The sequence below is a fragment of the Acinetobacter sp. 228 genome (assembly GCF_048147885.1).
Genome location: NZ_JAYWYV010000026.1, coordinates 1 through 22667, shown reverse-complemented (window position 1 = coordinate 22667; position 22667 = coordinate 1). Strand labels below are relative to the sequence as shown.

The following is a 22667-nucleotide window of genomic DNA, read 5'->3' as shown; positions in this document are numbered from 1 at the left end:
TTCAGGGGTATATTTTAATTTTGTCATCGGGATAGTCTCTCAGAATATTGACTCTCCGACAAACCCGGTACGGTTCAAAGAGCCTATAGAATTAGCTATAGTCTCTTTTATACTTATACGATCTCGGGTTGATCCTTAACACTCTGAGATTGAGAGCTAATATGATTCAGATGTTTCTTAATCATTATTAGTTGTACTGTAGCTTCGATAATATTTATATATTTAAGAAACATTTCTGAATCTGCAAAGTAGTTTGGGTAAGCTTCTTGTAAACCACCAATAGCATCTGTGGATAGTAATGCCACAATAATATTAGGATTTTGAGAAAGAGTTTGCTCATATAAAGAATAACGTTCTAAAGCTTCTTTACTCTCTTTTTTAGAAAAATTTTCATGTTCTAGCTTTCTAGCTGCAATATTTAATCGTATTAAAATAAAACTATTTTTATCACTTTTACTTAGCTTTTGATTTAGTTCTTTTAGTGATAGGCAGTACAACTGTAGTTGATCTTTAATAGTAGTATTGCTAGTACCTTGTCTTAAAAAAGACATTATTCCATAGGCTTCTTGGAAAAGTACGTCATTTTTTTCTAAGTGATTTAAGAGATCTTTTCGTAACTCTTCAATATTATTTTTTTGAAAACTTTTGAAGCTCTCAATCAATTGAAATAAGTCACTGACATATTTGAAAAAGTTTTTATAGTTTTGAAAACCACTATCACTTTTTAAATTTTGTTGAGTAAAGATATCTATAATTTCTAGAGTTGTAGCCCAACTATGTTGCAGTTTAGTCCTTAGCTGAAATTCTATTTTTCTATCTTCGCCTTCGCTATTCTTGAAAATGCCAACAATGTGGACTGATCTGTAACCATCAAATTTTGGATTTTTGATATAGTTATCAATTTTAATTAACTCATTATTTTTATTATAAAAACACATTTCATTGGTTAAAATTTTTAAAATTGAGTCTACTTGTTTTTGGGAAGATACGACTACTCGAATCCCTCCAATATCTTGCATGTTTTTTAGTTCCATTTTATCAAAACGTTTTAACTTTCTTTTAATGGAGTCAAAACGCTTAATTCTTTTCGCTATAAATGCATTTTTATCTATATTGTGAATATATCGATTAAGTAATTGATTGGATTTTTCTAAAGGTACTAGATGGCTATCTCTCCAATATGTAAGGATACCCATTGTTGAGTTGAATTTTTCTTGATCATTTAATAGATCATCATCTATTAAATTTTTCCCTGCGCGGACAACATCTTTTTTAGAAAATTTCATTGGAATACATAAGATAAAAGCTAACCATATTTTATTAGATATTTACTTGTAAATCTTTACATTATTCAATTACATCAAAGTTTTTTCCAACTAAAAAAGTGAATAGCCACCAAAATTCTAGACATAAGGCAGTCCAATTTTCAAGATGACTGATTCGAATACAAGATATCTTGCAAAAGTCACTTATCGTATTTTATAAGCTTTAATGTATCTTTAGAGTGTACTCTAAAGTTACAATCTGAAAGTTCATGAAATTATGTATCATTTAAATGATTTTTAATCATAAATAACATGTAACTTTAGTATTAAAGATTTATAATTTACGAAATTGTTCATTTTTATCCAATTGGGGCGTGAAAAATTGAAAGGCCAAAAAGTAGGGTATATCCGGGTAAGTTCTGTCGAGCAAAACACTGGACGTCAACTTGAGGGAATTGAAGTCGACCGGATTTTTGTTGACCGTGCTTCAGGTAAAAATACTGACCGACCTAAATTTCAGGAAATGTTGAACTATGTCCGGGAAGGGGACAGGGTGATTGTACATTCCATGGATCGTTTTGCGCGAAGCCTGAAAGATTTGGTCACTGAAGTAGATAAACTGGTCAAACGAGGGATTGCCATCCAGTTTGTAAAAGAAAATATTACTTTTACGGCCGAATCCACCCCGATGGATAATTTGATGCTGCAATTGATGGGTGCTTTTGCACAGTTCGAACGTGAGATCATTTTAGAGCGGCAAAAGGAAGGAATAAAACTCGCCTCTGCTCAGGGGAAGTACAAAGGTCGGGTGCATAAACTAAAGCCTGACCAAGCTGAAGCTTTACGACAAGCATGGAGGGAAGGGAAGTATCCATCAAAAATGGCATTAGGAAAAGCTTTTGGGATTAGTCGTCAGGCGGTATACCGATATTTACAAGTTAGTGAATAGCTTATTGGGATTGGCAACTAAATTTAGTTTAACTTATAAAAATCATGAAACATTGTTCGAATTTTAAGCGTGGAACATAAATAATCAATAAAAAGCCGCTCTGGTACCCTATGCCCCACAACGGCTTGATCTAATATACTGAAATTTAATGATAAATATCAAGTATTTCGTATAAGGTGTATTATGTTATTTTTAGAAAAACTTAACTTAAATAGATAAATCTAATATATTATCTTTCTCACAATTTCATAAATATCAATTATCTAATAAGCTTTAAATCCTCTTGCTAAGTCTGTATGGTGTTTTATCAGAAAGATACTATAGAGGGTAATATGCATAGTTTTTCTGTAAAAGAATTGGATCAGTTGATTGAAAATGATCTAAAGGAAAAGAAAAAATCCAGTAAGTTATTGATTGGATATAAACTATTTAATGATCTAATGAATGACCCTAAATTTTATGCAGAAGTGACAGATTCAGCCCTGAGTGCCACAAAACGAAAATATAAGAACCTCAAGATCAAGATTACGACGGATAAATATCAACTTCATTTTGAATAAAACATAAAAAAGAGAGCTAGCAGCTCTCTTTTTTATGATAGAAGTGTACTCACTAGTACACTTCTATCATATCCATTTTACATAATGGTCATTATGAATAGTTATTACAATTTCATTAATTATCATATAGATATATTTTTTTGACTTCGTATAAGGTGTATTATGTTTATTTTAGAAAAACTAATTGATTCTTGAAAGTAAACAGGCTTCCATTATCAGATATTAAGAGGTCTCAAATTCTTTCTGATAATAGATTAACTAATACTTTTAATTCATCTCGTAATTGATTTAAGTTATCAAACTCAATGTTCTTGGTAAGCTCTTTAGGAATCTTTTCTGCTTCAGCAGATAAGTCTCGCCCTTTATCTTTTAATGAAATAAGAACTCGTCTTTCATCATTAGGATCACGTGATCGATTAATTAGACCAGATGTCTCCATTCTTTTTAATAGTGGGGTTAATGTTCCACTATCAAGATGTAAAATTTGTCCAAGATCACCCACACTTACACATTCTTTTTCCCACAAAACCAACATCACTAAATATTGAGGATAAGTGAGTCCGAGAGGTGTAAGAAAAGGGCGATAAGCTTTTACGATTAAATTAGATGCAGCATAAATAGGAAAACATAGTTGCTCATCTAAGCAAAGCTGATTCTTGGACATAGCTTTTTATTTGGTATAGACAGTGGTAGACACCTGTATATTACCTCGAATAGCATTGGAATAAGGACATACTTGATGCGTTTGTTCCACGATTTTCTCTGCATCAGCTTGTGAAATACCTGAAAGCGTGACATCTAAGTGTACTGTCAAGGCAAATCCACCATTGCCATTAGCAACCATTCCAACAGTACTCAGGACCTCTACATCGTTATCACGGATTTTATATTCTTTATTGCTACGAGTTACATGGATCACTGCATTTCCAAAGCATGCAGCATAGCCAGCTGCAAATAATTGTTCAGGATTCGTTGCATCACCTTTACCACCTAATTCTTTTGGCAAAGCCAATTTTAGTTCTAAGATACCATCTTCACTACGAATATTTCCTGAACGTCCACCGATTGCTTTAACCTGGGTAGAATAAAGATGGCACTGTTGCAAATAGGCTGACATGATAAGCTAAATATCTTATTTATTTCGAGATACAGCAGATGAATCCCTTCCACGGTCGGCACTTTCAAGGTGAAATCATTCTTTGGGCTGTTCGTTGGTATTGTAAATATGGCATCAGCTATCGTGAACTTCAAGAAATGCTCGCTGAACGAGGCATAAATGTGGATCACAGTACAATTTATCGTTGGGTTCAGCGTTATGCTCCAGAAATGGAAAAACGGTTACGCTGGTATTGGCGTAATCCTACAGATTTACATTCATGGCATATGGATGAGACTTATATCAAAGTGAAGGGGCGATGGACTTACCTGTATCGTGCAGTTGATCAACGGGGTCATACGATTGACTTTTACCTTTCCGCTAGACGGAACAGTAAATCAGCCTATAGTTTTCTAGGAAAGATCTTCAATACGGTGAAAAAATGGCAAATTCCACGGGTCATCAATACAGGTAAAGCAGCGACCTATGGCCATGCTTTATCACGATTAAAGCGAGAAGGAAAATGTCCAGTAGATATTGAGCACAGGCAGATTAAGTATAAAAATAATGTCATTGAATGTGATCATGGTAAGTTAAAGCGAATCATCAGGGCCACATTAGGATTCAAATCTATGAAGACGGCTTATGCCACAATTAAAGGTATTGAAGTCATGCGTGCACTACGTAAAGGACAAGCATCGTCATTTTATTATGGTCAGCCTCAGGGTGAAGTGTGTCTAATCAACAGGGTTTTCGGTCTCTAAGCACTTTTTAAAGGGAACATCATCGACTCAAATCTCTATTTGCAACAGTGCCGTAAATTTGAGAATGAATCTGTACGTACAGACTCATTCCCTATCTATAAAGATATTAGAAATAGCTACATAGAGTTTATTTCTAGTTTATTCAAATTAGTCATTCAAATTAGGCGTTACTACGGATGAACAATAATTTTTACAGCAGACTCATTATTATGAATCAATGTTTCAAAGCCTTTAGAAACAAGATCATCTAATGCAATCCGTTGGGTAATAAAAGGTTCTAGATTAATCTTACCTTGCTCAACCAAACGGATAGTTTCCTGATGATCATTTACATAAGCAATCGTGCCACGAATATCTAGCTCTTTCATCACCACACTATGCACATTAATTGTGGCAGGATGGCTCCAAATAGAAACGATAACGACTACACCAGTTGGTTTCATTGCTGCAACGAGTGTATCCATGACTTTATTGACACTACTACATTCAAAAGCGACATCTACACCGCGGTCTTCTGTAATTTTCATTACCTCAGCAACTACATCAACCTTAGATGGGTCTAGTACATAATCGGCAACACCCGCTTCTATCGCTTTTTCTTTACGTTTTGCACTCAGTTCAGTAATGATGACCGTGAGACCTTTAGCCTTTAAAATAGCAGATAAAAGTAAGCCTATTGGGCCTGCTCCACCAACCAGTGCGATATCGCCAGCTTTTGCGCCACTTCTGACATAGGCATGATGACCGACAGATAAAGGTTCTATCAATGCTGCTTGGTCTAAAGGAATATCATTTGAAATAGGATGTACCCAACGCCGCTGAACTGCAATTTTTTCAGAAAGACCACCACCGCGTCCGCCTAAACCAATAAAGTTCATATTTTTTGATAAATGATACTTATCATTGGGGCCAGTCGGCACATCGTCAGCAATGATGTAGGGTTCAACTACGACATGTTGCCCAATTTGGATATCATCTACACCCTCTCCAACTGCATAAACCACGCCTGAAAATTCATGTCCCATTGTTACAGGTGCAGATTCTCCCGAAATTGGGTGTGGGTGACCACAAGGTGGAATAAAAATAGGACCTTCCATGAATTCATGTAAATCTGTACCGCAAATACCACACCACGCAACTTGAATTCCAACTGTGCCTGGAAGTACTTTCGGTTCAGGGATATCTTCAATTCGAATATCCCCTCGGTCATAAAAACGAGCTGCTTTCATTTTATATTCCTTATATTGATGTTAACGGTAAACCAGTGCGTACACGGCCTCAACTTTCAATAAAGTATAAAAGGTGTTTGTGTAGGCAATACCCTTACTTTTGATAAGCCAAAAGAAAGCAAAAGCCTTTGTTACCCATACATAACATCCCTATTATGATGGATAACGTGTGGCATCCCTGCCACACTCGTGTATCCAAACGTTGCTTAAATTAAACTATGTAATAGTGGCGACATAAAGGTGCTCTTATCGCTATATATTAAAAACTTAGTGGAACACTGTTTCTAAAGCTTTTAAACCCACTTTGGGATCAAGTAGACCGTTGTAAATTTCAGGGATTTCACGTTCCACCCCAAAAAATTCATAAATGGCAAGCATCGCCCCACGAACTGAATATTCCACAGTAAAGACCACGTCATCTTCAATTTCCACAAACTGTCCAAGGAAAGCAAAGTTTTGTGAGCCTTGTGGAATTACCTGTGGACGATCCCCCGGTTTACGGCAGGCGAATAGGGCAGAGGCGTATGGCATCATGGCGGTAGTAACATCAGTCGTTGCCAAAACATGATCTAAAATGTCGTCAAAACCGAGCTGTTTAATCAGTTCTGTTAGGATTTCTTGCCCCGTGGCTTCGGACATTGGTTTTTTGATGTAATCGCCTATATGGTCAATTTGGAAACCGTAGCCCCATAAGGTATATAAACCTTCAGGTAAGTCGGCAAAGTGTGGCTGTGCAGGAACCACGATGGATAAATGCCAACCCGACTCATACCAAGTCATGAGTGCGCCTGTGCCTGGTTCATTGCCTGTATAGTCAATAATACGTTTAAGTAGCACGTCATCTTTCATGGTCAGAGTGAAAGACTCCCACTTATGTTCATCGACATTGCCATAAAAAGTCATTGGACGGCCAAAGTCTGGGGCTTTTTGTGCCAGCGTTTCCCAAAGCGTCCAGCCATGATCTTCTCGATGACGAATAAGGGCAGGCACGTCATGATTACCGCCATAACGTGAGTCTGCTGTAATAGAGCCTAAAGTGAAAATAGCTAAATCATTGGCTTTCAGATTAATTTGCTCTGAGCCTTCAGGCAATTGTACATATAGGCGTGAAGCGTAGCGTTCTTGAGTTTCAGCATTGGTAATGAAGTCTGCATCTGTGACATAGTGTCCAAAACGCACATCGACGCCTTGTGCGACTAACCAACGCTGTAGGGGCAGAATCATCGAGTCATATTGGTTGTACTTGGTACGTTTCACACCCGCTAAGGTATGAATGCGTGGCAATTCTTGAATAAAACGCAAGAAATAGCGTCTTAACTCTGCTGCACTGTGCCATTTTTGAAAAGCGAAAGTCGTGCGCCACATGCGCCAGAAATTGGTTTCAAAAAAGGTTTCATCAAAAAACTCATCAATGCGGCGACTGCCAATTTTTTCTTCTTTTGAAGCTAATAGGCGCAGCATCTGTGCACGATGTAGCGTATTCAGACCAAGCTTTGCTGCATCCGCAATGACATGTTCGGCATCAATCAACCGTGCATTGGCGTGGGTTTTCACTTTTTCATTAAACTCACGACATTCTTCACGCACCGAAATGTCTGGATTTTCCAAAGATGGAATACTGGAAAATAAGTCCCATAGGCACAAATAAGTTTCATCGGTCAGCATTCGCCCACCACGTGTTACCCAAGCTTGCGCGGCATGCGGTGTATGTCCACCATCCATCGAACCACCTGAAATATCGAGTTCTTCTAAAATATGGATATTTTTGGCAGGGACTTTGGCATCACGGATTGCAAATGCAGCAGCAGCCATACCTGCGATACCACCACCAATAATCCAAAGATGGGACTGTTGTGCGTCTAATGGGGTGCGCTTCTTCTTTTGCATGGTTCACCTTTAATAATGATGTTAAAAACTATGAAGTATAAAATGTGATTTAGAAAAACCTTAAAAATAGTATGACTTTTTATATATGAAAAATGTATGAAATGGGAAGCAATTTACTCATTATATTTTGTAATCAAAAAAATGTAAGTAATGGTTATTTTTAATACACATTTGTATTTTTTTAAAATAAAATATGATTTAAGTAATTGATTTTATTATTTTATAGAGTAATCACTCTATTTTGATCATATTTGTTTGTGTCTGAAGAATGTGTTTGAAACTAGGCTTTCTATTGATCATTAAAAGATATAATTGAATAATAGATCTCTTTCATAAATCAAAAAACGAGCACCTTTTTGATTGATATTTGTACTCTAATTTTCTTAGCATTCGTGCATAATCTGCGGATGAAATACATTGATTCAAAGAAGCTTTCTGAAACACAGTTTAAGCGATATACAGGCATCTCATGGTCAACCTTTTATTTAAATGGTTGAGCAATTGCAGAAGCATGTTCCAGCTAAAGGCAGACCACCCAAGTGGCACTGTTGCAAATAACCACGAATGGTAAGTTGAAGACTGTTTTAGCTAAAGGTGCAGCATATGAATCCTTTCCATGGTCGGCATTTTCAGGGCGAAATCATTCTTTGGGCTGTGCGCTGGTATTGTAAATATGGCATTAGCTATCGTGAACTGCAGGAAATGCTGGCCGAACGGGGTGTGAATGTTGATCACACGACTATTTACCGTTGGGTTCAACGTTATGCTCCTGAAATAGAAAAACGGTTACGCTGGTATTGGCGTAATCCTACAGATCTGAGCTCGTGGCATATTGATGAAACCTATGTAAAAGTGAATGGACGATGGTCTTATCTGTATCGTGCAGTCGATCAACGTGGCGATACCATTGATTTTTATCTTTCTTCTAGACGTAATACCAAATCAGCATATTGTTTTCTTGGAAAAATTTTAAATAATGTGAAGAAGTGGCAAATTCCACAAGTGATCAACACGGATAAAGCACCCACATATGGACGTGCTTTATCACGGTTAAAACGGGAAGGTAAATGTCCACCAGACCTTGAGCACAGGCAGATTAAGTATAAAAATAACGTGATTGAATGTGATCATGGCAAGCTAAAGCGGATCATCAGGGCCACATTAGGATTCAAATCTATGAAGACGGCTTATGCCACAATTAAAGGTATTGAAGTCATGCGTGCACTACGTAAAGGACAAGCATCGTCATTTTATTATGGTCAGCCTCAGGGTGAAGTGTGTCTAATCAACAGGGTTTTCGGTCTCTAAGTACTTTTTAAAGGGAACATCATCGACTCAAATCTCTATTTGCAACAGTGCCTTAGGCCAGGCATTTGGAATTAGTCGCCAGGCGGTATACCGCTATTTAAAAGCAAGTGAGTAACTCAATTAAAATGGAAAATATTCGAAATTTTCTTGAAGATAATCAAGTCAAAATCTACTTCTGTACCATCTTTATCGGAGCTATTTTTGGATTAACCATCAGTGGAGCGACGATTTTAGAAAGTTTGATTAACCCTGCACTGGCATTAATGTTATTTGCTACTTTTTTACAAGTACCTATTGCAGAAATTGGCAAGGCATTAAAAAATTTACGTTTTATTTCTGCATTACTTATTACTAACTTTATTGCCTTACCTTTAATTACGGCAGGTCTAATACAATTTTTACCTGAAAACCCACTTATTCGTTTAGCTGTACTTTTTGTTCTACTAGCACCGTGTATTGATTATGTGATTACTTTCACCCATGTTGGGAAAGGTAATGCAAGATTATTACTTGCGATGACACCTGTATTATTGCTTATCCAAATGATCTTACTACCAATTTATCTTGGTGTACTCCTAGGAGAAGAGGTAGCTCAGCTTGTTGAAATTGGTCCTTTTGTCCATGCGTTTGTATGGTTCATTGTTGCACCCTTAGCAATGGCAGCTATAGTTCAGTTCATTGGGAATAGAAATGAACAAGCAGAAAAAGTGGCTGAAAGCCTAAACTTATTTCCTGTACCTGCCACAGCCCTAGTTTTGTTTATCGTCCTAGCATCAGTTATGCCTCAAATTGGGCTTGCAAAAAGTGCAGCTCTTCAAGCTTTACCAATTTATATTTCTTTTGCCATTATTGCTCCATTCGTGGGTTGGATAATTGCTCGTATTTTTCGATTAGAATCTGGCTCTGCTAGTGCTGTGTCCTTTTCAGCATCATATAGAAATTCATTTGTTATTCTTCCATTAGCTTTTGCAATTCCGGGAAGTATGCCCATAATTCCTGCTGTAATCTTGACTCAGACTATCGTTGAACTATGCTTTTTACCAATCTATATTCGTCTGATACCTCGACTATTCAAAACCTAGAGATTTAAACATTTAAGTAGTTGTTATAGTTAGATAAAAGTATTCAGAAGCCCACGCTTACATCGAGTAATTTAATAAAGGGGGGGGGGAGCTAGCTCCCCCCCTCTTTTATTCATTTGCTAATTAAAACTTACTCGCAACTTGATATGTGATGAATGAAAAGATGTAGGCTAATGCAAACAAATAAGTTGCCATAATGATGGGCTGTTTCCAGCTGCCAGTTTCTCGTCTAATTGTTGCTAACGTAGCAAGACAATGGGGAGCAAAAATAAACCATACCAATAATGATAAACCTGTGGCTAACCCCCATCCATCCGGGCCTGAAATTTGACTTAACAGACTTTGAGTTACTGTATCTTCATCACCTGACATCGCATAAATCACCCCAAGAGCAGCAATTACAACTTCCCTTGCTGCCATAGCAGGAATGAGTGCAATACATATTTCCCATGTAAACCCAATAGGCGCAAATATAGGATGAATTAAATGTCCTAACTGACCAGCTAAACTATAGTTAATGGCCGGCATGCTTGCATTATCTGGTGGTTGAGGGAACGTGACTAGCACCCATAACAAGATAGACAGTGCGACGATAATGCCACCAACTCGTTTTAAGAAAATAGTTGCCCTATCATATAAGCCTAATGCAATATTTCTAATATCTGGAATTCGGTATGTGGGAAGTTCAAAAATAAAAATACTTTCAGTTTTATCTTTTCGAACCAATTTCAGAAACACTGAAACTAATAACGCTGAGACTATTCCCGACATATAAAGACCAAAAAGGACTAATCCTTGCAGACTTAACCAGCCGTAGATTAATTGGTTGGGAATAAATGCCGCGATCAATAAAGCATATACTGGCAATCTTGCTGAACAGGTCATCAAGGGTGCAATCATAATTGTTGCTAATCGGTCCCGTTCAGAGCTGATACTTCTGGTTGCCATAATTCCGGGAATGGCACAAGCAAAACTGGATAGCAGAGGAATAAATGAACGGCCGCTAAGCCCGGCTTTAGACATTAATTTATCTAAAAGAAATGCTGCCCGGGGTAAATAGCCTGACTCTTCAAGCATTAAAATGAAGAAGAATAAAATCAAAATCTGAGGCATATATGCAAGCACGCTACCTGCACCAGCAATTACCCCATCCACAACCAAGCTTTTTAATAGAGGATGTTGGATTAGTGGTCCAATAAAATCACTGAGCCATGCGACAAAATTTTCAATGAATTCAATAAAAGGCGTTGCCCATATAAATACCGCCTGGAACATCACAAACATGGTTAAAGTTAAGATTACTAAACCCAATACAGGATGTAGAAAAATTTTATCTAGAAATGCGGTTCTTTTATCACCACTGTCATTATTTAAAATAACTTGTTTGGTGATTTGTTTGACCTGTTCAAAATGACTTAATTCAGAATGATAAGGAGTAATAAAAAGATTTTTTTGATCTAATTGATTAATTAAATCTTGAATTCCTTTTGTTTTAACTGCGACAGCTTCAACTACAGGGATACCTAACAGTTGAGACAGTTTATCCTTATCAATGGAAATACCACGCTTTTTGACCTCATCCATCATATTTAATACAAGAATCATAGGGCGATTTAAAGCACGAACTTCGAGAACCAAGCTCAAATGTAAGCTTAAATTTGTGGCATCTACGACGCATATAAAAATGTCGGGTAGAATTTCACCTTTTAGCTCGCCCAAACAAACTGCCCTGGTGACTTCTTCATCTAAACTACTAGGTTTTAAACTGTAAGTTCCGGGTAAGTCCAATACTCGTACTGCATCACCAGAAGGTAATTTAAAAGAACCTTCTTTTCTTTCTACGGTAACTCCAGCATAGTTGGCAACTTTTTGTCGCGTACCAGTAAGCGTATTAAATAAAGAGGTTTTTCCACAATTTGGATTACCGACTAATGCAATGTTCTTAATCTTCATTGGATACTAACTCTACAAAAATTCTTTCAGCTTCATTCTTTCTTAATGCGAATCTTGAAGTTTCAATCTGAACTAAAACAGGATCTCCGCCAAAAACACCTTTAGCGAGTACTTGTAGAGTTTCACCCTCTCTAAAACCTAATAGTTGGAGCCGTTCCAATACGGGATCAGTGGTATGACTGTATTGATTACCTTTTTTGAGATCTCTAATTTTGACGATCTGATTTTGTTTAACTTGAAATAGATTCATTTTCGATACTCTTACTTCAAAGCCAAAATCTTTCGAGCACCATTAAGCACGAATAAAGAAACCAGGATGCCAATGATTAAGTCTGGATAAGCTGATCCCGTCCACGCCACGAGTACACCGGCAAATATAACGCCCATATTTACGACAACGTCATTCGCCGAGAAAATCCAACTGGCTTTCATATGTGCGCCATCTTCTCGATGACCAGAAATAAGATATAAGCATGTCACGTTAGCTATAAGTGCGAGCAGGCCAATAACAATCATGAGCGTTGATTCTGGCTCGCTTCCAAACATGAATCGTCTAATGACATCAATAATCACGATGACAGCAAGTAATAACTGAATCCAACCTGCGAAATGGGCTGCTTTCACTTGATATTTCGCAGCTTTTCCGACGGCATATAGCGCAATACCATAAACGGCTGCATCGGCAAACATATCTAGAGAATCAGCAATCAATCCTGTAGACGCAGCAATAATTCCGCTGATGAATTCTATAAAGAACAGTAGAGCATTAATGCCTAATAACAGTTTAAGTACTTTAGCTTGTCTCACAGGATCAGGTTCATTAGGTATATCGCCTGTAGAAAGCTGTGTTTCATCAAGTTTCGCCCCAAAACCCAGTCCTTCGAGTTTAGCCGTAATTTGCTGAATCCCTTCATTATGGAAGACTTTCAGTTTTCGATTGGGAAGATCAAAAGTAAGACCTTTAACTGCTTCAATATCTGCAAGAGCCATACGGACCATTTGCTCTTCAGCAGAGCAATCCATTTTAGGAATGGTATAGGTACTTGTTTGCTTAGCCTGTTGATTGCTTATATAAGTTTCAGTCTTCACAAGCTTTGCACCAAAACCCAAAGCTTCAAGTTTGGTAGTTATATTTTCATCTTTTTGATTATGTAGAACCTTTAAAGACCGGTTAGGTAAATCAAAGATGAGTTTTTGAACACCATCAATTGAAGATAGCGCCATACGAACCATCTGTTCTTCCGCAGAACAATCCATTTTGGGAACTAAGTATTCACTCATGTAGTGCGAATCTTTTAAAACGTCTTCAGTGCTTAAATTTTCTTTGGGATCAGAACTACAACAGGATTGAGCGGTATCTTCACAACTGTTTGAAGTGTTACAGCAAGGGGATGAAGATTTTTTTTCTTCCTCTTCCCCACAACAGCTAAGCGTATTATTACAATTCTTTGAATTGTTTGCTTCTGCAATTGATGGATGATTTTCTTGTTGAGATTTCTTATCTTCGCATGGTGTTTCTTTACTACATCCACAACCACTCATAATTATACCCATTAAAAAAATTTATAAACTTTGAATATTAGAATCCCTATAGTTACTATAGAGTCAAGATTTTTTGGAAATACTAACTCAATGCATTTAAAAATTGGTGAACTCTCTAAAAAAACCTCATGTTCAGTATTAACAATTAGGTTTTATGAAAAGGAAGGTTTAATTCCGGAACCCGAAAGAACGGAAGGAAATTACCGCCTTTACGATGTAGGCTATGTTGAGCGAATTAAGTTTATTTTGAATTGCCGAACTTTAAATATGAGTTTGAATGAAATTCGTCAATTACTCACCTATAAAGATAATCCCAAGAAAAATTGTTCAGATGTGAATGAATTAATTGACTTACATGTCAGTGCTATCAGGGAAAATATAATCAAGCAACAAAAGCTTATTGAACAATTATCTGATTTAAGAGGTACTTGTGATGGCTTATGTACAATTGACCAATGTGGAGTTCTAAAAAATCTAGCTTGATTATCTAGACCTATGCTTTTTTCAAAAATTCTGTATATCTTTACTTAAGGCTGCAAAAAGTTTAAGGTTACTCAAATTCTGTGATCAGATCTTTGATAGATCTGGACAGCTTCTTATTGGTGTTTTAAATACAGATTTGTGTATGAAGAGAAAAACATTTCTAATCCAGATATTGGTACTCTTATTCACATTCCAGAATATTTGGAGTGTGGCAGAGGCTGCGTGTCTGCATGAAATGCCAAACATACCCAATTCAATACTCTCTAATCCAATCGATTTAGACGAAAAGAGTGATAGTCCTAGTCAAGCACTTTATTCCTTAGAAAACTATAAAGAAATTTATGACTATTGTCAGAAGGTTTGTTTTAACGAAAAGTGCAGTCATTTCTCAAATACAATCGTGATTCAGATTGACCCACCCGATGATTTGAAGCTTAAAACTCATTTTGAGACAGTCCTTACACCATCTTATTTGGGAAGAACTTTTTATAAATCCCCTTATCTGAATCAATTAACACCCCCTCCTGATTTGCCCCTACTATTGGTGGGGTAGTCTTATAAAAGCCCACCACTCCTAATCTTATTATGTGTGGGGCATTTCATGTCAAAAAACAAATTATATCAGGATACTTCTATCCTGAATTTATCCTGGTCAGCATTCCGTACAGGTGTCTTGCTATCCGCAATGATCAGCTTGAGTACTTCTGTAGTCGCCAGTCCTCAAGATTTAACGCTGCGACAAGCCATTGATCAGGTCAACCAGTATCAAGCGTCCCAAAATTTCTGGGAAACGCAAAACAGCATTAATGCCACGAATCTTCAGCAAAGTAAGCTGTTTAAAAATCCTGAACTGTCAGTTGAACAAACGGGATTTGGTTCAAATAATGAAAAAGAGCTTACCATTGGCATATCACAACCCTTGGATATTTTTGGTGAGCGAAGAGCAAACCAAAAATTAGCCAGTCTCTCTACAGATAAAACAGCGCTGAAACAGAAGATTTATCAAGCACAAATTGAGCTTGCAGTGAAATATGTATGGTCACAACTGGCCATTGCTGAACTTGAAAAAAACATTGTCAATGAACAACTTCGGGTGAGCCAAGAAAACCTTCAAGCAATCGAAAAGCGCTTTAATGCAGGCAGTATTGCCCAAGTAGATGTAAATCGCGCACGTTTAAGCCATGCTGAAAATATCCGTCTTTTTAGACAGGCAGACTTACAGGTACAAGTGGCCACCCAACAATTATCAAATTTATGGGGAACCTCTGATAAGTCATTGCAGGTAAACCTCTCTTCACAAAAGCTCTGGCCAAAATCGACTCATGAACAGGTTCAAGAATATTTAGCGGAAAACTACGTTGAGAAATATCGAGCTTTACTGGTATTAGAGTCTCAAGCAACGGTTGATCAACTAAGGGCAAAGGCACGTCCTAACCCCACTTTAAACCTGGGCGTTAACCGCACCCAATCCTTGGAAAACTCCACACAAAATCAATTAGTAGTCGGAGTCAGTGTACCGCTTAATATTTTCGATCGTCAGCAAAATGGCATAAAAATCGCGCAAGAAAAAATGAACTTATTAGAGCGTCAGAAAGAGTTTTATCTGAAGCAAAATGCGCTGCAAATAGGCACAATTTTAACCGAGTTGCAGGGTTTAGAGCTGCAATTCAAAGTCGTTGACGAGACTCAAATTCCTTTGGCGACTCAAGTTCAAAGTAAGACGCTACAAGGTTTCTTGGCAGGCAAGTTTGCTTTAACCGATGTTCAGCAAGCCACGCTTCAATTACAAGACATCCGTCTGCGTAAAGTCCAGTTGTTACGGGATGGCTGGCAAAAGGCCATTGAAGCAGAAAGTTTGAGCTTAGGCATTAGCCCAAGTGAAGTCATGTCGAAAGATGCTATTGCACAAATCAATCAAAACTTATGGCAAGACATACAGGCCATGCCTGTCATTGGTGGGGGAAATTAACATGTTCGATCTTAAAAACAGCTTAAAAAAACAGAGCGGAAAAATCTCTCAACCTCTACTGATTGGTTTTGTCATCGGCGCAACCGTACTCCTCAGTATTTTCTTGATCTTGTCGGGTAAGAATAAATCTGAAACATCAGATGAACATGCAGAGGAAGAAGGCGCAGAGGAACATGGAAGTGAAGAACATGGCGGTGAAACCGAAGAGCATGCAGAAGGCGTGAGCCTGACGGCCAAGCAACTGGTGGAACAGGGCATACAGTTATCAGCGGTCGATCAAGGTCCGGTGGTTAAATTAAGTTCTTATCCTGCCAAACTGAATGTGAATACGGATCAGCAAGCGCATGTCTCACCGAGTTTTAGCGGTCATGTAGAAAATGTTTATGTAGAACTCGGCCAAAAAGTTCAGAAAGGGCAGCCTTTGGCTACATTGCTTGTTCCTGATCTAGTTGATCAGCAGGCCAATCTTAAAATTGAACAAACCAATCTGGAACTGGCGAAACAAGACTTTGAGCGTGAGCGTCAATTGTGGTCACAGGGTATCTCAGCAAAACAGGACTATCAACGGGCTTATAACAGTTATAAACGGGCACAAATTCAGGTTCAAGCGGCCCAATCACGTTTAAGCGCATTTGGTGCAGTGAATGCTAGTAACGGGCGCTATATTTTAAAAGCCCCAATTTCTGGCGTGATCAGTAAAAAGGATTTGGTTCTCGGGGAAAATGTTCAGTTAGCCGATCAACTCTTTACGATAGACCGGTTAGATCAACTCTGGCTTGAATTTATTGTTCCAAATTCTGAAATTATGGGCTTAGCCCCGAATCAAAAGATCGAATTTAAATCCTTGCAAACAGAAAAGGTTTATCAAGCTGTTATTCAGACTTTAAATACTGAAGCGGATATTCAAACAGGTCGTCTTCAGGTGCGAGCAAAAGTTGAATCGAATGCAACCGAATTACGTCCAAACTTGATGGTGAACGTACAGTTGCAACAACGGAGTGAAAGTACCGCATTACGGGTACTTAAGTCCGCAGTTCAGAATGTCGATGGAAAAGATGTGGTTTTTGTCGCCACTCAGCATGGACAAAAAGTTGAATTCAGTCCGCAACCTGTGAAATTAGGGCAATCATCTGGGGAGAGCCAATGGATTGAAGTGGTGAGTGGGCTTAGTCAGGGACAAAAATATGCCGCTCAAGGCAGTTTTTTACTGAAATCCGAGCTGGAAAAAGGAGAGGCTTCACATGAGCACTGAAACTCCTCAAATTCCAGACCACGAATCGGTAAAACCTGAAGGACTGTTTGATCGACTGATCCAGTTTTCTATCCATAACGCAATCTGGGTCATGCTGTTTATTGCGGCTTGGATTGCTATTGGTATTTATAGTTATCAAAAGTTACCGATTGATGCTGTACCAGATATTACCAATACTCAGGTGCAGATTAACACTTCAGCCAATGGTTTTACGGCTTTAGAAATGGAACAGCGGATTACATATCCAATCGAGAATGCCATGTCAGGCATGCCGAAAATGGAACAAACCCGTTCGATTTCACGCTACGGCTTATCGCAAGTGACCATCATTTTTGAAGATGGCACGGATATTTACTGGGCCAGACAGCTTATCAACCAGCGCTTGCAAGAAGCAATGGGAGAAATGCCTGAAGATGTGCAACCTAACATGTCGCCTATTTCGACAGGTTTAGGTGAAATCTATCAATGGGTGATTAAAGCCGAACCAAATGCTAAAAAGCCGGATGGAACCCCTTATTCGGCGATGGATTTACGTGAAATTCAGGATTGGATTGTAAGACCGCAATTACAGCGCGTAAAAGGCGTTGCTGAGATCAACAGTATCGGTGGCTTTAATAAAACCTATGTGGTTGCCCCTGATCTGAACCGATTGCAACAATTGCAAATTCCTTTGTCTGATTTACAAACTGCCTTAACAGAGAATAATGAAAACCGTGGTGCTGGCTATATTGAGAAAAATGGACAACAGCTAACGGTTCGTGTTCCCGGCACTTTAAACACGATTGAAGATATCCAGAACATCAGTATTGCCAATAAAAACGGCTATCCGATTCGGGTGGCAGATGTCGCCAATGTCTCAATTGGTCATGACTTAAGAACAGGGGCTGCAACCTATAATGGTGAAGAAACTGTATTGGGTATTGCCATGATGATGATGGGAGAAAATAGCCGTACCGTTGCTCAAGCCATTGATGAAAAGGTGCAATCGATCCAGCAATCGCTACCTAAAGGTGTGGTGATTGAGACTGTGTATGACCGTACGCATTTGGTTGATCGGGCGATCAAAACCGTTCAGAAAAATTTGATTGAGGGTGCAATCCTCGTCATTGTTATTTTATTTCTCTTTCTAGGTAATTTCCGTGCTGCGCTGATCACGGCTTGCGTTATTCCACTGTCAATGCTGTTTACCTTGACGGGAATGGCAGAGCAGAAGATTAGTGCAAATCTGATGAGTTTAGGGGCACTGGACTTCGGTATTATTATTGATGGTGCAGTGGTTATTGTAGAAAACTGTATCCGTCGGCTAGCAGAAGCTCAGAAGCTGAAAGGTGGTTTACTTAGCCGTTCTGAAAGATTTAAAGAAGTCTTCTTGGCTGCAAAACAGGCGCGTCGTCCTCTGATTTTTGGACAGTTAATTATTTTGGTGGTTTATCTACCTATCTTTACCCTGACGGGTGTAGAAGCCAAACTTTTCCATCCTATGGCAATGACTGTTGTACTGGCTTTAATTGGGGCCATGATTTTATCTGTCACTTTTGTGCCAGCCGCAGTTGCCCTATTTGTCACTGGAGAAGTCAAGGAAACCGAAAGTCGCTGGATGCATTGGCTTAAAACCAAATATGAACTGCTTTTAGATAAAGCCTATGAGCTTCGTTTATTTGTGACTATTGTGGCTGCCTGTATTTTAGTGCTTACGGGCGTGCTAGCCACTCAAACAGGTAGCGAGTTTGCACCTCAACTGGGTGAAGGTGATTTTGCTGTTCAGCAAATGCGTTCCCCAAGTACAGGGTTAGAACAGTCACTGAGAATGCAGGAAAATACTGAAAAGTTACTGTTGAAAGAATTTCCTGAAATTAAAGCGATCTTTGCCCGTACCGGTACAGCAGAAGTGGCCACAGATGTTATGCCACCCAACATTTCAGATGGCGTGGTACTGTTAAAACCTCATGATGAATGGCCTGATCCAAAACAAACGATTGATGAGCTTCGCCAAAGAATGATTACTTTCTTAGCGACATTGCCGGGAAATAACAGTGAGTTCTCGCAACCCATTGAACTGCGCTTTAACGAGTTAATTTCAGGGGTGCGAAGTGATGTGGGTGTCAAATTATTTGGTGATGACATGGAGATTCTAAATCGCGAAGCGAATAAAATTTCTCAAAAAATTAACTCAATTTCAGGCGCGACAGCCGTTAATGTAGAACAGACCAGTGGCTTACCCTTGTTGAATGTAGAGGTGGATAAGTCCAGAGCTGCACAATATGGCTTGTCGGTAAGAGCAATTCAGGATCTGGTAGCTACAAGTGTCGGTGGCCAGAATGTTGGAACAATTTTACAGGGAGACAAGCGTTTTGATTTTGTCATCCGTCTAGATGAATCCCAGCGTAGTCCTGAACAGTTAGCGGTACTTCCTATTCAATTGCCGAATGGTGGTTTAGTCCAACTGCAAGATGTGGCACGCGTTGAAAATATCCTGGGTATTAATCAGGTCAGCCGTGAAAATGGTAAACGTCGAGTGGTTATTACTGCAAATGTAGAAGGACGTGATTTAGGCTCATTCGTAACAGAGCTTCAGAGCACGTTATCCAAACAGGAATTACCAAGCGGTTATTGGATAGATTATGGCGGTCAATTTCAAAATCTGATGTCTGCAAAAGCGCGTATGCAATTGGTGGTTCCGCTCGCATTGTTGACGATCTTTATTTTATTGATGGCTGTATTCCATAATATCAAAGAAAGCTTACTGGTCTTTAGTGGTGTACCGTTTGCCTTATGTGGAGGCTTAATCGCGTTGTGGTTGCGTGACATTCCATTATCCATGTCAGCAGGGGTTGGCTTCATTGCACTATCGGGGGTGGCTGTACTGAATGGCTTAGTCATGCTCACCTTTATCAAAGAGTTGCGACAACAATATGACCTTTATTATGCAACGTGGCAGGGTGCAATTTTGCGTCTTAGACCTGTGCTGATGACCGCTTGTGTGGCGTCCCTTGGGTTTGTCCCGATGGCTTTGGCAACCGGAACTGGGGCAGAAGTACAGAGACCTTTAGCAACAGTGGTTATTGGAGGAATTATCTCCTCTACCCTGCTTACATTGGTTTTATTGCCCGTACTGTACCGCTGGATGAATGAAAAGAAAGTTTCTTAATCCAATAGATTAGTCGATTTACAGCAGAGATATTGGCTGTTATCCAATATCTCTGCTCATCATAAATAGAATAAGGAAAATATTTTATGTCAGAACATCATGATCATAGCCATGCGGTTGTTACTGAAGAAAATAGTAAGAAGTTAATGGTTGCCTTAGGTTTAACGACTACTTTTTTAATAGTAGAAGTTGTCGCTGCTTTTATTACCCAAAGTTTGGCTTTGTTATCTGATGCAGCTCATATGTTTACTGATGTAGCCGCTTTAGCTATTGCTCTTGCCGCTATCAAAATTGGTAAAAAAGCCGCAGATGATAAAAGAACTTTTGGCTATCAGCGATTTGAAATTTTAGCGGCTCTGTTTAATGCGGTGATGCTTTTTGTGGTAGCAATATATATTGTATATGAAGCTTATCAACGTTTTACGAACCCTGCTGAAATTCAAAGTGTTGAAATGATGATTGTCGCGGTCATTGGTTTGGTCGTAAATTTGATTTCAATGAAAATCCTTTCTGCTAGTGCTGAAGGAAGTCTAAATATAAAAGGTGCATATTTAGAAGTTCTTAGTGATGCTCTAGGATCGATAGGCGTGATTATCGGAGGAATAGTTATTTATTTTACCCAGTGGATGTGGGTTGATACCGTAATCGCTGTGTTAATTGGCTTCTGGGTCTTACCTCGAACTTGGATTTTATTAAAACAAAGTATTAATATTCTGCTTGAAGGAGTTCCTGATGAGATTGATATTGAGTCGTTAAGAAATGATTTATTGAAGCTAGAGGGCGTTGAAGGGATTCATCAGTTGAAAGTCTGGGCTATATCCTCAAAAAATATTCATTTAACTGCTCATTTGGTTGCTCCGAATAGCAATACAGATCAACTCTATCAAAAGGCCTTAGAAGTTCTAAAACATAATCATAATATTACTGAAATTACGTTACAAATAGAAAGTAAGGAATGTAATACATTGGAACAGCATAAACATTAAAGTGCTGCTCTTTCTACATAATGGACAGATGACTAGGCTGATAAACCTTACCATTTTCCTGTATTACACTTCTATTTATCACACGCACTTTAAACACCATCCTGAGACATTTTAAAATTACAAGAATGTAATTTATGAGTCCTCTGGGTGTTAATTCTTTAAAGTTAGAATATCTAACAAGTATTAAATGAGAGTAAATAAACATGCTATTCAAAAATAAATTTTGTACTAAATTACTGTTAATTAGTGCATTCTTTAGTATCGCAAGTTTTAGTTATGCAGATGGCGGCTTGTTATTTCTTGAAAAGAATTTAAAAGCTTCTAAAGTTGAAAATTCTAAACAAAAACAAGTTAAAAATAATGAATCAAATGAATCAAATGAATCAAATGAATCAAATGAATCAAATGAATCAAATGAATCAAATGAATCAAATGAATAGTTGGGTTGCATAAATAAATCAATTAGACTTATTCATTCAGCAATATAATTCCTGAATGAATAAGTTTATAACTAAAACCGGCTTTGTTGCATAAACATTCAAAAGCTGAGTTTTCCCCAATCCATTCAAATTGGCTTTGTTGCACAAACCTAGCCATTCTGAATTAAAAAAGCTGGATGAATACTTTGTTGGGCTGAATGTGATTTCGGTTGAGAAAGCAAATTCAAGTTTTATTTTTCGTTGTGACGGCTTAGACAGCCCTGAAAAAATTATTCTAGCTAATAATTTATTAGAGGAAATTAATCAAAAAATCTATTCTAATTATAGATTAATTTAAATTTTCCTAAAGTTTTTAGAAAATCAAAAATGGGAGCTTAAACTCCCATTTTTATTAATGATTTTTTAAATCTTTTAACATTGCTTCACGCAGAATTTTATTCATGCGTGTCTGATAGCCTTTCCCTTGTGCTTTTAACCATGCAAGTACATCAGCATCAAGACGAACAGAGGTTTGTTGCTTTACTGGACAATAAAATTGCCCATGACGAATAGCATTACTTCAGTCTGTAATTTCAGGAATATCTGATAGATCTAATAGCTCATCTGGTACATTGTTATTCACCAATTAAAATGTCTATGCGATAAACCATTTAAAATGTCCTGTTTTTAACCACAAGTGAACCGTACCGGGTTTGTCGGAGAGTCAATATTCTGAGAGACTATCCCGATGACAAAATTAAAATATACCCCTGAA

General features: G+C 38.1%; 19 protein-coding genes and 2 pseudogenes. 12 read left to right on the top strand and 9 right to left on the bottom strand.

Translation table 11 applies throughout. The features are described from left to right. Window positions 1-113 precede the first annotated feature (113 nt). Window positions 114-1286 carry a RelA/SpoT domain-containing protein gene (locus VXQ92_RS14600; RefSeq protein WP_416682291.1) on the bottom strand — a complete coding sequence of 391 codons (1173 nt, stop codon included), beginning with the start codon at window positions 1284-1286 and terminating at the stop codon, window positions 114-116. A 361-nt stretch (window positions 1287-1647) separates the two neighbouring features. Between VXQ92_RS14600 and VXQ92_RS14595 the strand changes: the two genes are divergently transcribed. Together VXQ92_RS14595 and VXQ92_RS14590 are read left to right on the top strand one after the other, a co-directional pair. After that, on the top strand, window positions 1648-2214 hold the full coding sequence (locus VXQ92_RS14595) for a recombinase family protein (protein WP_004282172.1): 567 nt from the start codon (window positions 1648-1650) through the stop codon (window positions 2212-2214). A gap of 332 nt (window positions 2215-2546) precedes the next feature. Then, window positions 2547-2774, top strand: coding sequence for a hypothetical protein (locus VXQ92_RS14590; protein WP_004812234.1), 228 nt, complete (start codon window positions 2547-2549; stop codon window positions 2772-2774). A gap of 232 nt (window positions 2775-3006) precedes the next feature. Here VXQ92_RS14590 and VXQ92_RS14585 read toward each other — a convergent pair whose 3' ends face one another. After that, entirely contained in the window at window positions 3007-3438 is a 432-nt protein-coding gene (locus tag VXQ92_RS14585) for a MarR family winged helix-turn-helix transcriptional regulator (protein WP_000042163.1), read from the bottom strand. A gap of 6 nt (window positions 3439-3444) precedes the next feature. Then, window positions 3445-3891, bottom strand: coding sequence for an organic hydroperoxide resistance protein (locus VXQ92_RS14580; RefSeq protein WP_191113106.1), 447 nt, complete (start codon window positions 3889-3891; stop codon window positions 3445-3447). Window positions 3892-3929: 38 nt separating this feature from the next. Between VXQ92_RS14580 and VXQ92_RS14575 the strand changes: the two genes are divergently transcribed. Next, complete coding sequence (locus tag VXQ92_RS14575) at window positions 3930-4634, top strand: IS6-like element IS1008 family transposase (RefSeq protein WP_416682288.1); 705 nt, start codon at window positions 3930-3932, stop codon at window positions 4632-4634. A 170-nt stretch (window positions 4635-4804) separates the two neighbouring features. On the opposite strand, the gene VXQ92_RS14570 is transcribed toward VXQ92_RS14575, so the two are convergent. Together VXQ92_RS14570 and VXQ92_RS14565 are read right to left on the bottom strand one after the other, a co-directional pair. Beyond that, window positions 4805-5863 carry a 2,3-butanediol dehydrogenase gene (locus VXQ92_RS14570; RefSeq protein ID WP_004281883.1) on the bottom strand — a complete coding sequence of 353 codons (1059 nt, stop codon included), beginning with the start codon at window positions 5861-5863 and terminating at the stop codon, window positions 4805-4807. Window positions 5864-6130: 267 nt separating this feature from the next. Further along, window positions 6131-7750, bottom strand: a complete 1620-nt coding sequence (locus tag VXQ92_RS14565; protein ID WP_004726755.1) for an oleate hydratase — start codon at window positions 7748-7750, stop codon at window positions 6131-6133. 603 nt (window positions 7751-8353) lie between these two features. Here VXQ92_RS14565 and VXQ92_RS14560 point away from each other — a divergent pair. Then, complete coding sequence (locus VXQ92_RS14560; RefSeq protein WP_001067784.1) at window positions 8354-9058, top strand: IS6-like element IS1006 family transposase; 705 nt, start codon at window positions 8354-8356, stop codon at window positions 9056-9058. 125 nt (window positions 9059-9183) lie between these two features. Next, on the top strand, window positions 9184-10140 hold the full coding sequence (locus tag VXQ92_RS14555) for an arsenic resistance protein (RefSeq protein WP_416682286.1): 957 nt from the start codon (window positions 9184-9186) through the stop codon (window positions 10138-10140). A 123-nt stretch (window positions 10141-10263) separates the two neighbouring features. Here VXQ92_RS14555 and feoB read toward each other — a convergent pair whose 3' ends face one another. The 3 genes from feoB to VXQ92_RS14540 are packed head-to-tail and all read right to left on the bottom strand — an operon-like array spanning window position 10264 to window position 13635. Beyond that, window positions 10264-12093 (bottom strand): ferrous iron transporter B, encoded by a 1830-nt coding sequence (gene feoB / locus VXQ92_RS14550; RefSeq protein WP_416682284.1) that lies wholly within the window; start codon window positions 12091-12093, stop codon window positions 10264-10266. Then, window positions 12083-12343, bottom strand: coding sequence for a FeoA family protein (locus VXQ92_RS14545; RefSeq protein WP_004665962.1), 261 nt, complete (start codon window positions 12341-12343; stop codon window positions 12083-12085). The genes feoB and VXQ92_RS14545 overlap by 11 nt, the downstream gene beginning before the upstream one ends. 11 nt (window positions 12344-12354) lie before the next feature. Further along, window positions 12355-13635: a cation transporter gene (locus VXQ92_RS14540; protein ID WP_416682282.1), complete on the bottom strand. Its 1281-nt coding sequence runs from the start codon at window positions 13633-13635 to the stop codon at window positions 12355-12357. A 90-nt stretch (window positions 13636-13725) separates the two neighbouring features. Between VXQ92_RS14540 and cadR the strand changes: the two genes are divergently transcribed. The 7 genes and pseudogenes from cadR to VXQ92_RS14505 form a co-directional block, all read left to right on the top strand. Next, window positions 13726-14118, top strand: coding sequence for a Cd(II)/Pb(II)-responsive transcriptional regulator (gene cadR, locus VXQ92_RS14535; RefSeq protein ID WP_004992253.1), 393 nt, complete (start codon window positions 13726-13728; stop codon window positions 14116-14118). Between the two features lie 142 nt (window positions 14119-14260). Beyond that, window positions 14261-14671 (top strand): hypothetical protein, encoded by a 411-nt coding sequence (locus VXQ92_RS14530; protein ID WP_025465702.1) that lies wholly within the window; start codon window positions 14261-14263, stop codon window positions 14669-14671. Window positions 14672-14719: 48 nt separating this feature from the next. Next, the gene (locus VXQ92_RS14525) at window positions 14720-16087 is read left to right on the top strand and encodes a TolC family protein (RefSeq protein ID WP_086044984.1); all 1368 of its coding nucleotides are present in this window, start codon (window positions 14720-14722) and stop codon (window positions 16085-16087) included. Window position 16088: 1 nt separating this feature from the next. After that, a complete protein-coding gene (locus VXQ92_RS14520; protein WP_004733187.1) occupies window positions 16089-17339 on the top strand; it encodes an efflux RND transporter periplasmic adaptor subunit in 1251 nt (416 codons plus the stop codon). Then, window positions 17329-20487 (top strand): efflux RND transporter permease subunit, encoded by a 3159-nt coding sequence (locus VXQ92_RS14515; RefSeq protein ID WP_004733184.1) that lies wholly within the window; start codon window positions 17329-17331, stop codon window positions 20485-20487. Before VXQ92_RS14520 ends, VXQ92_RS14515 begins: the two co-directional genes overlap by 11 nt. Before the next feature lie 86 nt (window positions 20488-20573). Beyond that, on the top strand, window positions 20574-21473 hold the full coding sequence (locus VXQ92_RS14510) for a cation diffusion facilitator family transporter (RefSeq protein ID WP_004733183.1): 900 nt from the start codon (window positions 20574-20576) through the stop codon (window positions 21471-21473). A gap of 203 nt (window positions 21474-21676) precedes the next feature. After that, window positions 21677-21856 (top strand): annotated as a pseudogene (locus tag VXQ92_RS14505) (hypothetical protein); the annotation flags it as partial. Window positions 21857-22304: 448 nt separating this feature from the next. Here the strand turns inward: VXQ92_RS14505 and VXQ92_RS14500 are convergent. After that, a pseudogene (locus VXQ92_RS14500) lies at window positions 22305-22520 on the bottom strand (BrnA antitoxin family protein); the annotation flags it as partial. Window positions 22521-22667 lie beyond the last annotated feature (147 nt).

Coding starts and splice junctions, on each gene's coding strand:
- VXQ92_RS14600 (WP_416682291.1), bottom strand. CDS start 1,286: ATGAAATTTTCTAAAAAAGATGTTGTCCGCGCAGGGAAAAATTTAATA.
- VXQ92_RS14590 (WP_004812234.1), top strand. CDS start 2,547: ATGCATAGTTTTTCTGTAAAAGAATTGGATCAGTTGATTGAAAATGAT.
- VXQ92_RS14585 (WP_000042163.1), bottom strand. CDS start 3,438: ATGTCCAAGAATCAGCTTTGCTTAGATGAGCAACTATGTTTTCCTATT.
- VXQ92_RS14580 (WP_191113106.1), bottom strand. CDS start 3,891: ATGTCAGCCTATTTGCAACAGTGCCATCTTTATTCTACCCAGGTTAAA.
- VXQ92_RS14575 (WP_416682288.1), top strand. CDS start 3,930: ATGAATCCCTTCCACGGTCGGCACTTTCAAGGTGAAATCATTCTTTGG.
- VXQ92_RS14570 (WP_004281883.1), bottom strand. CDS start 5,863: ATGAAAGCAGCTCGTTTTTATGACCGAGGGGATATTCGAATTGAAGAT.
- VXQ92_RS14565 (WP_004726755.1), bottom strand. CDS start 7,750: ATGCAAAAGAAGAAGCGCACCCCATTAGACGCACAACAGTCCCATCTT.
- VXQ92_RS14560 (WP_001067784.1), top strand. CDS start 8,354: ATGAATCCTTTCCATGGTCGGCATTTTCAGGGCGAAATCATTCTTTGG.
- VXQ92_RS14555 (WP_416682286.1), top strand. CDS start 9,184: ATGGAAAATATTCGAAATTTTCTTGAAGATAATCAAGTCAAAATCTAC.
- feoB (WP_416682284.1), bottom strand. CDS start 12,093: ATGAAGATTAAGAACATTGCATTAGTCGGTAATCCAAATTGTGGAAAA.
- VXQ92_RS14545 (WP_004665962.1), bottom strand. CDS start 12,343: ATGAATCTATTTCAAGTTAAACAAAATCAGATCGTCAAAATTAGAGAT.
- VXQ92_RS14540 (WP_416682282.1), bottom strand. CDS start 13,635: ATGAGTGGTTGTGGATGTAGTAAAGAAACACCATGCGAAGATAAGAAA.
- cadR (WP_004992253.1), top strand. CDS start 13,726: ATGCATTTAAAAATTGGTGAACTCTCTAAAAAAACCTCATGTTCAGTA.
- VXQ92_RS14530 (WP_025465702.1), top strand. CDS start 14,261: ATGAAGAGAAAAACATTTCTAATCCAGATATTGGTACTCTTATTCACA.
- VXQ92_RS14525 (WP_086044984.1), top strand. CDS start 14,720: ATGTCAAAAAACAAATTATATCAGGATACTTCTATCCTGAATTTATCC.
- VXQ92_RS14520 (WP_004733187.1), top strand. CDS start 16,089: ATGTTCGATCTTAAAAACAGCTTAAAAAAACAGAGCGGAAAAATCTCT.
- VXQ92_RS14515 (WP_004733184.1), top strand. CDS start 17,329: ATGAGCACTGAAACTCCTCAAATTCCAGACCACGAATCGGTAAAACCT.
- VXQ92_RS14510 (WP_004733183.1), top strand. CDS start 20,574: ATGTCAGAACATCATGATCATAGCCATGCGGTTGTTACTGAAGAAAAT.